Raw genomic sequence first — 14,157 nt, forward strand, 5'->3', positions numbered from 1 at the left:
ATGAAGCGTAAAGGCATCATTCTGGCGGGCGGGTCGGGTACCCGCCTGCACCCAGCGACCCTGGCAATTTCCAAGCAGCTGTTGCCGGTGTACGACAAACCGATGATCTACTACCCGCTGACCACATTGATGCTGGCGGGCATTCAGGACATTCTGATCATCTCCACCCCGCAAGACACCCCCCGCTTCGAGCAACTGCTGGGCGACGGCCATCAGTGGGGCATCAACATCACCTACGCCGTGCAGGCCTCGCCAGACGGTTTGGCACAAGCCTTCCTGATTGGTGAAGACTTCATCGGCAACGACCTGTCGGCGCTGGTGTTGGGCGACAACATCTATTACGGCCACGACTTCCAGCAGTTGCTGCGCAATGCCATGGGCCGCGACGAAGGCGCCAGCGTATTTGCCTACCATGTGCATGACCCCGAGCGTTACGGCGTGGTTGAGTTCGATGACAAGGGCAAGGCGATCAGCCTGGAAGAAAAACCTGCCAAGCCGAAGTCCAGCTATGCCGTGACCGGGTTGTATTTCTACGACAAGGACGTGGTCGAGATTGCCAAAGGCATCAAGCCGTCTGCGCGGGGTGAACTGGAGATTACCGATCTGAACCGGGTGTACCTGGAGCAGAACCGGCTGTCGGTGGAGATCATGGGGCGCGGGTATGCCTGGCTGGATACCGGGACGCACGATTCGTTGCTGGAGGCTAGCGGGTACATCGCCACGATTGAGCGGCGGCAGGGGCTGAAGGTGGCTTGCCCGGAAGAGGTGGCGTACAGGCAGGGGTGGATTGGGGCAGAGCAGCTGTTGAAGCTGGCTGAGCCGTTGGCCAAGAATGGGTATGGGCAGTATTTGAAGCGGTTGGTGGGGGATAGAGTTTATTGAGTGATCTGGCCTGTCCGTCGTCAACGGGGCGGGCCCAAGAATTCAATTCCGACTCAGAGTCGTGAGCGTTGGTAGCTATAGCGCGTTTTTCTACCCATTCAGCTTCAGCCTGTGAGTCGGATAGTTCCGCCGCTAACGCGTGCGTTCCTCATCGACAGCGAACCATGGGAGACCCCTCATTAGCTTGGCGGAACCTCTACCTAGCGAATTTGAACCATGAGGTCGTCCTTCAGGAGTTATCCCTGTTGTCAGTGTGAGGGTGCCAAACACCTGCAAAATACTTGAATTGGCTATCAGCATATCGGCTACTACCGGGTGAGCATGTGGTGGACTATCGGAGTGGGCGAGGTGTAGCCGGCGGTGTGATACCACGAGGGACTTCAAAAAAAAAACCGTTGGGGGCACTAAAACGGTATGATTTGCGGTTTATTCATGGGCCTCATGACAGGGAATTCAGAGATGCATGTCAAAAAAATGTCCTATCGTCCCGATATCGACGGGCTGAGGGCTCTGGCTGTATTAGCCGTGGTGATTTTCCATTTTAACAAGCATTGGCTACCAGGCGGTTTTGTCGGTGTAGATATATTCTTTGTGATTTCAGGCTATCTGATTACAGGGATTATTGCAAAAGAAGTTTCAAAAGGTGAGTTTTCCTTTGTAGAGTTCTACATGCGAAGGGTTCGACGAATTCTTCCGGCTGCATTCTTTCTGATATTTATTACTACATTGTTCGGTGTTGCCTTTATGGTGCCGATGGATGCTCGAGACTTGGCGTCCTCGGCTATAGCATCCACTTTCTCAGTCGCAAATATTTATTTCTGGAAATACCTAGATGTAGGATATTTTGCTGCTTCCTCTGACTTGGTTCCACTACTGCATATGTGGTCGCTGGGGGTGGAAGAGCAGTTTTACCTAGTGTGGCCCGCTTTGTTAATTGTTTTGTACAAGGTGGGAGGGCGCAAGGCGATAGTGTCCGCAGCAGTATTGATTGCCGCAGCCTCATTTTTGTACGGCGAAAGCAAGTTGGTTGCGGATCCGAAGTTCGCCTACTACATGCTTCCCTCCCGTGCGGGTGAGTTACTGGTTGGCGCGCTTGCGTATTTTGCAAGCGAAGCCTGGAAGGATCGTACCAGCCGGGCTATTGCCCAGGCATTAGCTGTTGTCGGGATTACTGCAGTGGGATATTCAATTGCCTCTATAAGCGAGACAGGAGACTTTCCAGGGCTGATCTCTCTACTGCCAGCAGTTGGCGTAGCGCTTGTGATCTACGCCGGCGCCGTAGGTAACAATATTGTCAGTTCTCTGCTTTCTTTCCGACCTTTGGTCTTTGTCGGTTTGGTGTCGTTCTCGCTTTATCTTTGGCATTGGCCTATTCTTGCGTTTTATCGCTATGCTTATGGTCAGCCAACAGGAACTGGTTATTTGATATGCGGTGCCTTGCTGGTCTTGGCTACGCTAATTTCTTATTATCTGGTAGAGGTTCCCTTCCGACGTCCAACAGAGCAAGCTATCACCTTCAAAAGCGTAGCGGTAGCCGCGTTAGCTATTGTAACTGTTTCGGGTTCTTACTATACCATCGGCGTTAAAGGATTGGTAAAGGAGCTCTCTCCTCAAGGTTACCATGCCAAGGTTACTGAGCACTTCAATCAGACTAAAGCCGCGTATCGATACGATTATAATTGCCAGATGGCGAGCTATGATCCAAAGTTCATGGGTTTAAAAAGATGCATTATTGGTCCCGATGCGCAGCCGCGTGTCCTGATTTTTGGTGACTCAAACTCGGCGCACTATGTTGGCTATTGGAAAGTTATCGCAGAAGATCGTAAGGTGACGATGCGGAATATTTCGCATAACTCTTGCGTTCCATTCGCTGGTGATAAGAGTCGGCCTTATGTGAAAGAGGCTAGCCGCAATTCTTGTCAGATGTTTAACACTGAAATCAGAAAGCACTTTGATGATTTTGATACGATCATTGTCAGTGCGGACTGGGAAGGCTACAAATACAGAACCAAAAACTACCTGGCCGACATTGATGATCTGGTGAGAGAGCTGTCTGCGACAGGTAAAAATATTATAATTGGCCTGAAAGTGCCTATCTTCAAGGACTATGATCGCTCCTGTGATTTGAAGTCCTTGAAGATTCCGGGTATTGATTGTGCCTCGCGTGGTGTCTACCAAGATGCTGGCGAAACCGAGATAAATAATAAAATTATCGCGATTGCCGGGAAGTATAGTAACGTCAAGACCTTTACGCTCAGGAGTTACGTATGTGCTGATGGCACATGCTCCGCCTATTTGGGGGGTAAACCGATTTATTTTGATCTAGGGCACCTGAGTATGGCCGGGTCGGAACAGATCGGCAGAATATCAGTGGCCGAACACGATATGCCAGGTTTGATCTCGCAAAAATAGATATAGGCAATCCGGGGCGGGCGAAGGCTCCCCCCTCCAAAGAGTATTTGTAAAAAATGCACGCCCTATCCGTTTTAGATCGAATGAGCAGAGTTTTCAATGCTATTTTCTTACCTACCATATCAGGGCGCGGCCCTGCGAAAGGGACTTCATGAGTAACAAGATGCTTGCCTACCGCCCAGATATCGACGGGTTGCGGGCGCTTGCCGTATTGGCGGTTGTCATATTTCACTTCAACAAGCAGTGGTTGCCAGGCGGATTTGTAGGGGTTGACATATTTTTTGTCATATCGGGGTATCTCATAACCGGGATCGTAGCTAAGCAGCTTGCGCAAGGGCAATTCAGATTTACGGAGTTCTACCTGCGACGAATCAGAAGGATTTTCCCTGCTGCGGCATTCATGATATTTGTCACCTTGCTAGCCGGCTTGACGCTTATGCTGCCATCTGATGTCAGTGACTTGTCAGGTTCAGCGCTTGCCTCTCTGCTGTCGGTCGCAAATATATATTTCTGGAAGTATCTGGATATAAGCTACTTTGCAGCTTCTTCAGATATGGTTCCGCTGTTGCATATGTGGTCTTTAGGTGTTGAAGAGCAGTTTTATTTGCTCTGGCCTGCCTTCCTCTTTTTTGCATTTGCATGCATGCAAAAACGCGGGCTTGTAATCATCGCTCTTCTGCTGGCTGCCGCATCATTCGCTTGGGGGCAGCTAAATTTAGCAAGCGACCAGAAGTTTGCTTATTACATGCTCCCCTCGCGGGCGGGTGAGTTGCTGATCGGTGCCGTCACATATTTCATATGTCAGATGGTCACTTTCAGGGTTCAGCGGGCGTATGCGGAAATCATAGCTGCAGTGGGGTTGGCGATCGTTGTTTGGTCGCTATTGACGATTCGTGAAACGGATGGCTTCCCTGGTTTGATTTCGGCTGTACCTACAGTTGGCGTTGCATTACTTATCGCAGCAGGTAATTTCAGTTCCACGGCAGTAAATAGTCTTTTCTCATTGAGGCCCCTGGTTGCTGTCGGTTTAATCTCTTTTTCCCTCTACCTTTGGCATTGGCCCGTGCTGGCGTTCTATCGATACGCGATGGGCGAGCCTGATCTGATGGGCGGGTTGATGTGCCTGGTCATTATGGTTGTCATGACATTGGTCTCGTATTTTGGGATTGAAAAGCCATTCAGGCATTCGGGGGCGCCTGCTAAAGCCTATGCCCTTTCAGGGCTCTTGCTTGCAACTGGGGTGCTATCAATTATTGCGATAAGCTCGAATGGCTTGATTAAACTATTTTCTCCGGAAAACTACGCTGAGAGATTGGCGAAATTAAGTAATAACACGGGTCCTGCTTTTAGCTACAGCTATGTTTGTCAGGTAGGCGCAAAGCCAGAATTTATGACATCTCAAAAATGCGTGGTTGGTGATCATCATAAAGTACCGCGTGCGATGTTGTTTGGTGACTCAAATGCGGCGCACTTTATGGGTTATTTCAAAGTGCTGTCTGAGCACTATGGGTTCGCACTCAGGAATATAGAACACTCATCATGTCCGCCGTTTCCAGATGAGCTAAGTAGAAAGTACGCTCCGCCTGCATATAAAGATAGCTGCGTGAAATTTAATCAGATGGTTCGCGGGGAGCTTTCCAAGTATGACACGGTTGTCTTGGGTGCGAGTTGGCATGCATACGTACGAGATCCGAGCTTCGAGTCAGATTTCCGGCAAACCCTGCGCCAGCTGACCGAAGCAGGAAAAACTGTGGTTATCGCACTGAGAGCGCCAGGCTTTATGGGATATGATCGTGAGTGCAGTAAAAAGTCGATCAAAATTCCCTTAATGTCGTGCGAGAAGCAAACGTCTTATGCAGATAAGGGCGACTATGCAGCAAATAAGTTGGTTGGTAAAATTGCTTTGGAATACCCGCGCACCAGCATATTTGGATTGCGTGATTTGATTTGTAGGAATGGCACCTGTTCGGCTTATCTAAATGGAAGTCCGTTGTATTATGATGAAGGGCATCTCAGCATTCCTGGCTCTGAAATGCTTGGTGCTGAAGCTCTGCGAACCAAAGTGCTGCCTTTAGGTTTGCTGGAGATCCTATCACGTTCAGGTGAACCGATTGCTAAAATTAGCAACGAATAAGGTGGTTGAGCGAGTGACCAGGGATTTAATTGCTGGTCTCTTGTGAGACGGATGAGGTGCAGTTCAGCGATTAAAGCATGGGCGGGTTTGAAGATGTCCGCCCATGCTTCTTCATCCGTCTATTTAGCTTCTATAGGAAGCTCTACATTGACTCTACAGTGCACTTAGCTGACAGCTGTTCTTCGAGAACGTCTTTATAAAAAGCCATCACTTCCAGCGTCTTGTAAGTCTCTGGTGCAAGAAAGCGCGCATTTTGAGAGACGTCGTACCACCGCACATCACGTCGTACACCGTCAACAACCAAGTAAAACGCGAAACTTCCGCTGTCGTGAATTCTGCCTTCTGTGACAAGAGAGCAATGCGCGAAAATTTCCCCATCGGCTTTAATCGCCGCTACAGTGAGTTTCGCACCTTTCGAAACAAATGGAGAATATGAACGAGCCTCCACGGCGGGTTCAGATACCGCTTCGTCCGAGTTTGCCGTTTTTTGTTTGATCTGAGACAAGGCCTCTTGATAGTAGCCCTCAGAATAATGGAAAGGGGAAACTCCCCAGCGATGGAATTCGTCTGCGGTCAACTGTGATGTAGAGAACTCCAGGAATTGATGCGCTGCCAACTCATGGCTTAGTACCTCGTACATCCACGCCAGTTCAGCGTTGGCTTTTTCGATGAAGGTCGATGCAACGGGGAAGGGGGATGTACTCGGCTTTTCAAATGCAGAAGACCAGAAAACCTTGTTGATCAATACGCGATCAAGCTTGTTCCGTTGTTTGAGGAATGCGAAAAACTTTTGCATCCCTTCAAGCCAGAGTCGACGACGCTCCATTGAGCCTTGGGTAATAACTTTGAAGCCTTCAACCGATGGGTCCTCAAGTATTCCACTTTCAGTCAGCTCGTTTGAATGAGTTATAGTCTGTCCGGATGGCAGAACTATCAGATCAAAGCGCTCATCGATCAAGTCAATTAAGATAACGTCGGCGTTATCGAATTGGTTCTTGTCCGAGAGGATCTCTTTTGAGAAATCATATGCGACCATCCGGCGTCGAAAAGCCGATGGGATTTTCTCTAATGCTTCTGAGTTCTCGTAGGCTTCACTGCAGAGTGAAGCCATTGATGATCTCGCGTAGTACTCAAGCAAGTTGAAGTCGCGGCTTTCTTCGAGATTGAATATGTCTCTCGAAACGCAGCTGCCGTAGATAATTAAATTCTTGGTCACTGTTTTGTTTTAGCCTTTTGGATTGATGCACTTTTCTGGTGCATCGATTGACGCGACTACAAATCCCATAAAACTCAGAAGCTCAACCGAACAGGCTACTTGGGTGCAGTACTGGCGCATTTCTGCGGAATCACAGGTGCTTGTAGGGGTCGACATATGGGATCCAATTCTTGTGCCTGAGCGTGTAGCTATATTGCATTATCGCGGGCAGGGAAAGCGAATGCAACGTAAGCAGGGCAGTTCTGAGGCATGCTTTGCACCTAGGACGGGGTGAGGACGCAAGGACGCTGGTCGGGCGTGCTCGCTAAGCTTTCGACTGCCGCGATCGTTGTGTGTGACCTCAGGATAGGACACTCCACAGATGCAGAGAGTTCACTCTGATAGGGGGAAGTGCTAAAGCTCAGTTTTATGCAAGTCAAACAGGATCGGACATCGAGCGTCAGATGTACGTGTCTGTGCGTTCGCGGGAATAATCATGTGTATGGCGGCAGGCGGATCGGACGGGCAAGTCAGTTAAGGATTTTGTATTTATGATCTGTCATGCGTGCTGTGTATTTTGGAGAGATTTGTAAAATATCTTTGGCCATTTCTTTCTTGATGTTGTTGCGTGAAAATTGCTGAACAAAATCGAGTCGAGGCGTGTGCTGAAGTTGCAGTTGGTCGAAGGCCTTGACTGCTCCCTCCAAATCGCACGGACTGAACAATGCAGTGTTCTTGATTCGTTTTTTTGCGAATCGTCCGGCATATCCAGAAAGACCGCCCCAAATGGGTTTGTTCGTGGCAGCATATTCGAAAATTTTAGAGGGTAGTACGCGTCGAAAAGCCTTCAAGTTATTAAGGTGCAGAAAAAGCACATCCGCGTGACGATAGACGCGTAGCAGGTCTTCACGTTTCATGGGGGGCGAAATCGTGACGTTATCGACCTCTGCCTGTGTCAGAGCAAGCTTGAGTTCTTTTAAGGCACTACCTGCTCCGATTAAATGGAAGTCAACTTTCTCGGCAAGCCGCTTTGCAAGCTCAGGAAGGATCTGATGTAGTCCTTGTCCGCTGCCGATATTGCCTGCATAAACTACCTTAAGCCGCTTTGGTACGCTGTCATGAGCCGAAGGCTGAATGGCTGAATTCTGGTTTATGAATAAGTCATCAACGCCATTTGTATAGAGTGTGAATTTTCGCCCGGGGTAGCGGGTATTGAAGTAGGGCAGGAAGCCTGGCGATATCAAATTGACTCGCGTGGCGCGATTTATCGTCCAGCGTTCTATCGGTGAAAAAATTGAGGCGGCGAACTTGCCCCAGCGTGCGGGCAAAAGATCTCGTAAAGTGTCGACAAGGATGTCGCGAATATCCAAGTATAAACCGCAGCCTTTGCGTTGGGCGATAAATGCACCAAGTGAAGCGGTCATAAGGCGTGACGACGTCGCAAAAACCAAGTCATATTGCTGATTGCGTGTGACTTTTAGGGCGTTAAGTGCGAAGCTGACGAAGGCTCTGGCCTGGTCTCTGATTCCGCTTCGATGCGCGGGTATGTCAATGCGCCGAATTTTAAGCAGAGGGGAGCATTCCAGGCTTACAGCATTAGCTGTGTAGGAGTGATAACGATTCGGTTGGGTTGTAATTACATCGATATCTACATGCTCACCCAGTTCGGCACGCAGTGCATTGACTAGTGCTTCTGCACGAAATGACCCCGCCGAAAGGTCTGGAGGGTAGTAAAAACTCAGCAGAAGGATTCGAGTCGTCATGGTCTAACACGCTCGATCGTGGGCGGCGACTTCAGAATGGTTTTGTAGAGATCTACCAAGCGGCTCTCCTGTTCCTCCCAGTTAAGGGTTATCGCGGTCGAACGCGCATTGGTGGCAAATGTGCTCCGCAATTTGAAATCTGTAACCAGTTGATTAAGTGCTTCGGCCAGTGACGATGAGTCATTGGCTGGAACCAACAAGCCGACATTGTTATTGCGCACAATTCGGCGTATTTCTGGAAAGTCGGTGGCAACAACAGGCAGTCCTGCGATCAGATACTCAAATAGCTTGTTCGAATCAGTGGTGTAATGATTGAGGCAAGTGTTCTCAATCGGCTGTACACCGATGTCTGCTGATGCAGTATAGTTTGGCAGCTGTGATAAAGAGACAGTGGGGATAAAATGCACACGCTCTTGAAGCCCTAGTTCATCACGGAGATGAGTTAGATCCAGCGTTAAGCGGCCACCGCCTATGAATACAAAATAGGCATTTGGCACATTCGCAGCCGTGCGGATTAGTTTTTCCAAGCCCCGTCCCTGCTGTAAGCCACCTTGATACAGGATAATCGGCCAAGGAGCTTTAAGTTTTAGCTCTTCCCTAATGCGATTCGAAGTCTCGCAGTGCGTGAGCCGAGGTCGATTTTGCAGGACGGTTGGCCTTGGAACACCATAGGCGCGAGCGAAATATTTGGCTCTCGCGTCTGTGGTCGTAATGCTTCCGTCTACACTGGGCATTAACTGCTTCTCTACAAAGCCAACCAGGCGGCGAAAGCTGCTATAGCCCTCACGGCTGGTACTTATTTCGTGGGCATCATAAACAAGCCGAGCTCGGCTGAAACGTGCTGCTAACCAGGCTGTAGGCAGAGTGTTCACGTCATGAGAATGAACGACATTTGCCCGATATCGAACCATTTGCCAGAGAAGGGCCATATGGGTCCAGGTTCTTGCAATGAGGCGAAGAATCTGGTGTTTTACAGAGAGCTTACCAATTGGGCCTTTATCTTTGCTGCTGGCAGAGATCTGGGTGGGCACAGAGCTACCCTTACGCAAGCGCCACAAGGGGCTGCGAGCAACCCGGAGTACCTGAATGCCTCCTTCAAGTTGCTCCTGTTGCCGTGTAACGCCAGGTGTGTGCAAAGCAAAGACTTTAACTTGATAGCCTGCACGCTGGAGGGTTTGAGCTTCCTTCAGTACTCGGGCATCATTTAGGAACTCGTTCCACACCACCATGGCTACGCGTTGCATGCGCTTTCCTCAATTACTGGTTGGTTAAGTTTTTCGGTCAACCCGGTAATTTGGGGAAGGAGCTCTGCTGCTGATATGTAGTTTTGGCGCACCAGCAACTGATCCAATTGGAAGCACAATGCAGAAATGCGCAGATGCACCACGGTTAACTCCTGCATGTCTGTGCGATGCTCCTTAAGATCAGCCAACAATTCTACGAGCAAAGGTCCGAGCTTTTTTGACACCTGGAAGCTTGCGCCAACAGGTTCCAGGCTCCAATTACCCCAGTAACTGGCTGTCAGTACACCGTTATCGGAAATGAAAATCTGGTCCTTGCCGACCTGAGAATTGCACACGTGCAGAGGGAGTGTGCGTAGAAGGTATCGAGTGCTGTCGATGCATTGAATAAATTCTGTGAATGCTTTTTGGTGTGTACTGATTTCTAGCGCTTCACCGAGATTAGCGAGCGCTGAGTCGCTCAGTCTATCCCACAGTAACGGGCGCGACCGAGTGTATTTCTGTATCAAGGGTTGAGAAGGTATGCTTCTCATGAGCGCTTTGCTTAGTTCGACTTGGTGAATGCCGTACTCGACCGGAGGTATCTTGTTCAGATGCTCCGCACGGAAAATGTGGCAATGAAAGCCCTCTAGAATAGTTGCATGCACGAACGGCAGGCTTGGAAGGTTCCTGACCTGAGGCTCGGACAGCAGAGTTGCTTCGTTTATCGCTAATGTGCTTCGGGTAGTGTTGAATACTTTCAGAAGGTAGATATCTTCTGTTCCCTGTGCGCACGTAGATCTCACCTCTAATGCAAAGATGTCGTGCACGCCGCTTTGGTGCCAATTTATACAGTGATTCGTATAATTTTTATCACTGACATCCTTGAGTAGGGCGGGGACCCAGTTATTGATATTGTTATGGGTAAAAATGCTCCAAAACTTTGTGGCTTTGGATTTTATTTCGCCTGTTAATTTGTGTCCGTTGAAAAATAGTGCCGATATTTGCAGGCGCTGCTCTTTTAGTAAAATGATGTCTTGAATTAGCAGGGTCGCACGCTGCATGATCTGTCGTGTTAGCAGCACGCCGATAATTGCTGGGAGCAAGCTCGGCGGGGTGTCAGAGAGAAGGTCATACGCAAGGTAACAAAAGGCTGCAAGAAACCCCAAAGATCCCAGTGAGTTAATCAGTTCATGGGTCCCTTCATTTGAAGAGGTTGATGCGCCTTTCCGTAACGTCGACTTCGCTTTGGCCGCGATGCCCATGCAAAACCAAAATGAAATGACTGCTATTGTAAGTTCGAGATAAATGAAACCAAGTGCGCCTATAGTCAGCGCCAAAAAGACTACGGCGGCAAGGCTGCGCGTAAGTCGCAGATAGGCTTTGCGAGCTACATCATCTTGTCCATCGAATACGATTAATTTACTGCTATTGTTAACTAGTTTTTCACTTCCAAGGATTGTTAGTTTTTTGGTCAGTGATTCGGAAGCCAAATACAGTAGGTAAAATGCAACGGCTGCAATGCAGAGAGCTACGAACAAATCTTTCCGCTCGAACGCCTTGAAGTATTCAGGGAAATAGGAGGGGATTGAAGGGGAGCCTATGAGGATGATGGCTTTCAATGGCAGGTATGAGGCTGCCAATAAGCTGATCTGCGCCGCCAGTGTGAAGATTATGATGGTTAAAGTTAGCCCCGGAATGTTGCGAGTTATCTTGGATGCAACGGAATAAATCCATCGTCCTGAGGTTGGGTTTGTGCTTACAACTTCGCTCATGATAACTGGCCTTGTATCAGATGCATCTGAGTATTCCGGGGCATTACTTTAATTTACTGCCCAGGACAGTACAGCTTGGGTGGTCGCCTGATTCGGGTTAGCTTGCTTGAAGTTGGCGACGATCATCGCGGAGTTTGGCTTCTTGAAGTAGACTTGAATGACCGATTCTTCTTGGGTTTTAATAGTTGGCTTGTAGCCATTTTTTTCGAATTGTTGACTGAAATTTTGGTAGACGGTGTTCAGGTCTGCGGTGGTTTCGAAGTAATGGTATTGGCGGTCCTTGTCATCTTTGGTCGCCATATAGCTTTTGGTGCTTTTGACGTTATTCAAAGAGATCTTGTTGCCTTCTTTGAGATTGATGTTGGCCACGTCAGGCGCATCACAAGCAGTCAGGAATAGGGCAAGAATCGAGTACAGGGCAATCTTTTTCATGTTTAATCCGTAATTTTCAGTTGTGGTGAGCAGTAATGATGAATTGCGCTTCTGTAGCGTTCTTCATTTCAAATGCAACCATCGACGTGTCAATTTGTTGCATGAATCCAACGCCGCTGATGCCTTTCACAAGTTGATCATCGTTCCAGCCTGTGACGATCGTGCAGGGGCAGTTCGAAGCGATGGTGATTCGATAGCTGGACGCAGGGTGACGAATTTCTACGCCCTCTTCGGTCTTGGTTACCTGGGTGCCGTCGCCGCAGTGGAACAGGCTGAACATAGGCTTGTCTCGCAGCGTTGCATGGATCTCATCGCTGATCTCGAGCTGCAGGCGGTCGAGGTAACCGGTGATACCACGTTTGATGAGTGTGTCTTCAAACGCGTCATGCGAGCCATTGAGGCTAAAGCCATTTTCACTGACTTCCCCGGACAACTGGGCGTGGCCAGGTTCGATGCTGTAAGGCACATCGCCGATAACCGGGTTGTTGTGCGAGTAGGCCCCCCTCAGGAAGTTCTGGACAGGTTTGAGATACTCGTGCGAGTAGAAGCTCGGGTCGATGAGCCACTCGATACCGTCCATGAACAACGTGAAGGACAAGTTGTCCTGGTGCTTGTGGGTTTTGCACAGCGACGTTGCAAACATGGTCAGCATGTATGCAGTTTGTGCGTGATTACCCTTGATGATGGCGTAGCCGGCCGTCGGCAGGATCGTTGCCGATGGTGTCGGATAGTTCTTGCTGTTGCGTACCGTTTCCGGGTCCGGGTTGGCGCGGCGGAAGGTGTCGCCCTGGGCTGGAGAGCGGTTGTCCGGGTAGCGCAGGAAGTCCGAGAACTTTAACAGTTCTTCGGCAACCGTCGGAATGGTCGTGACGTGCGAACTCTGCTGGGCCAGTTCACCGGCGAAAGCGATCAGGCGCTGTACACCCTGGTGATAGCCAATGGAGTTTTCAACGAACACGGCATAGCCGTTGTCGCGAACAATCAAGGTATCAAGCTGGTCGGTCAGGCGTGACAATGCCAGCGCTTGCCAACGCTCGGAGCACGGGAAGTCTGGCATGGCCAGGCTGGTCGCCAGCAAAGCCATATCCTGAAACCATGCATGGTTGTGGTAACGCGAGGCTTGGTGGGAGGCGTAGAACATCTCCGATGCCAGCAACTGGGCGTGCTTGAAGATGGCCGAACGCAGGCGCACCATGAAGCGCTGCTCAAACTGCTGCCGCACACCGATATCCCAGATCATCAGGAACGCCAGCAGCCGCTCGGCGGTACCGTGGTCATACCAGGCGAACTTGCGGTCTTCGTCGGCATTGAAGTAGCTGCGCTCCAGCCAGTTACTGATGAACTCCCGCGCCGGGAACAGCGGCGCTACGCTGCCTTCCTGCCGTGCGTGCAGCATCAGAATGATCGCGGGATGCAGCGAGTGCCACGAGAAGCGGTAGGTGCCAACAGCGTCCAGCTCATCGGGCAGCGTCTGTTGCCAGTCCCACGCCAGGCCGATGTTCCCGTAAAGCGGACAGACACCTTTCCGCAAATAGTCATTGGCCTGGGTCGGCACATCCTTGAAGCACTTCTCCATGTACGCATACAGGGAGTCGCAGAGCGCTTCGGAAAGCGGCTCCTTGGCAAAGTCTTCTGTCAGCCAACCAGTGGGTGCTTCGTTTTCATGCCAGCAGGTCAGGCGTTCGATCTCCAGAGAGGAGCCTTCTGCCTTGGGTTGCCCTTTGAAGTACAGCTTGATTTCTTCCAGCTCGCAGGCCGCTGGAGTTTCCCAGTTATTCTGAATACCGAACGCCAGGTCATTGTGGCCGATGGTGAAGTCAACCCACTGCCCACGTGCCGCATTGACGATCTTTACGTGGCGATAGCTACCCTCGAAGGTGTAACCAACCCCGATGTAGTTCAGTTTTTCCCAGTCCGAAAGGCGGAAGCGCAGATGCAGTCCGTTGCCATGGAAAGAACGTGGCAGCTTGAAGCGAACCTGATAGACGCTGGCATTACCGCTGAAGGTAAATACCGGGTTGTCGTTTTCCATTGCGGCACGCGCGTTGCCACTGAAGCCCTGAAGGGTCAGAGGCTCATCGGCTTCGCTGCCGTGGTTGCAGAACGACCTGTAGTCGAGAATGTCCCGGTCTGAGAGAAAGTCCAACGCCGGCTTGTCAACCATGGGTACCGGTGTGGCCTCGATTTCGTCTTCTTTGAAGAAGCGATCGCGGATTATCTTGAGCATGTCTTAGTAAATATTCTAAAAAGTGAAAAAAGCTCAGCCCCAATGGCGCTGAAAGCGCTCAAAAAAAGCTGTCGAAAGATGATCAATGATCCGCAGCGGCAGGCGTGCTGCCGCGCA

General features: G+C 50.0%; 9 protein-coding genes. 3 read left to right on the forward strand and 6 right to left on the reverse strand.

Going from position 1 to position 14,157, the window contains the following annotated elements:
* The 3 genes from rfbA to FHW75_RS11740 all read left to right on the forward strand — a co-directional run bounded on the left by rfbA (position 1) and on the right by FHW75_RS11740 (position 5,428).
* Positions 1–882 (forward strand): glucose-1-phosphate thymidylyltransferase RfbA, encoded by an 882-nt coding sequence (gene rfbA / locus FHW75_RS11730; protein ID WP_019096958.1) that lies wholly within the window; start codon positions 1–3, stop codon positions 880–882.
* 459 nt (positions 883–1,341) lie between these two features.
* Positions 1,342–3,294: an acyltransferase family protein gene (locus FHW75_RS11735; protein ID WP_183673679.1), complete on the forward strand. Its 1,953-nt coding sequence runs from the start codon at positions 1,342–1,344 to the stop codon at positions 3,292–3,294.
* Positions 3,295–3,445: 151 nt separating this feature from the next.
* Positions 3,446–5,428, forward strand: coding sequence for an acyltransferase family protein (locus FHW75_RS11740; protein WP_183673681.1), 1,983 nt, complete (start codon positions 3,446–3,448; stop codon positions 5,426–5,428).
* Positions 5,429–5,570: 142 nt separating this feature from the next.
* Here FHW75_RS11740 and FHW75_RS11745 read toward each other — a convergent pair whose 3' ends face one another.
* The 6 genes from FHW75_RS11745 to FHW75_RS11770 form a co-directional block, all read right to left on the reverse strand.
* A complete protein-coding gene (locus FHW75_RS11745) occupies positions 5,571–6,644 on the reverse strand; it encodes a DUF6270 domain-containing protein (protein WP_183673683.1) in 1,074 nt (357 codons plus the stop codon).
* 509 nt (positions 6,645–7,153) lie between these two features.
* Entirely contained in the window at positions 7,154–8,386 is a 1,233-nt protein-coding gene (locus FHW75_RS11750) for a glycosyltransferase family 4 protein (protein WP_161989743.1), read from the reverse strand.
* Complete coding sequence (locus FHW75_RS11755) at positions 8,383–9,630, reverse strand: glycosyltransferase family 4 protein (protein ID WP_080578129.1); 1,248 nt, start codon at positions 9,628–9,630, stop codon at positions 8,383–8,385. The genes FHW75_RS11750 and FHW75_RS11755 overlap by 4 nt, the downstream gene beginning before the upstream one ends.
* Positions 9,618–11,381: a hypothetical protein gene (locus FHW75_RS11760; RefSeq protein ID WP_183673685.1), complete on the reverse strand. Its 1,764-nt coding sequence runs from the start codon at positions 11,379–11,381 to the stop codon at positions 9,618–9,620. Before FHW75_RS11760 ends, FHW75_RS11755 begins: the two co-directional genes overlap by 13 nt.
* Before the next feature lie 48 nt (positions 11,382–11,429).
* A complete protein-coding gene (locus tag FHW75_RS11765) occupies positions 11,430–11,813 on the reverse strand; it encodes a hypothetical protein (protein WP_183673687.1) in 384 nt (127 codons plus the stop codon).
* A 16-nt stretch (positions 11,814–11,829) separates the two neighbouring features.
* On the reverse strand, positions 11,830–14,040 hold the full coding sequence (locus tag FHW75_RS11770; RefSeq protein WP_016715049.1) for a heparinase II/III family protein: 2,211 nt from the start codon (positions 14,038–14,040) through the stop codon (positions 11,830–11,832).
* Positions 14,041–14,157: the final 117 nt, after the last annotated feature.

This window comes from Pseudomonas sp. OG7 (genome assembly GCF_014192825.1).
GTDB classification, from domain to species: domain Bacteria; phylum Pseudomonadota; class Gammaproteobacteria; order Pseudomonadales; family Pseudomonadaceae; genus Aquipseudomonas; species Aquipseudomonas monteilii.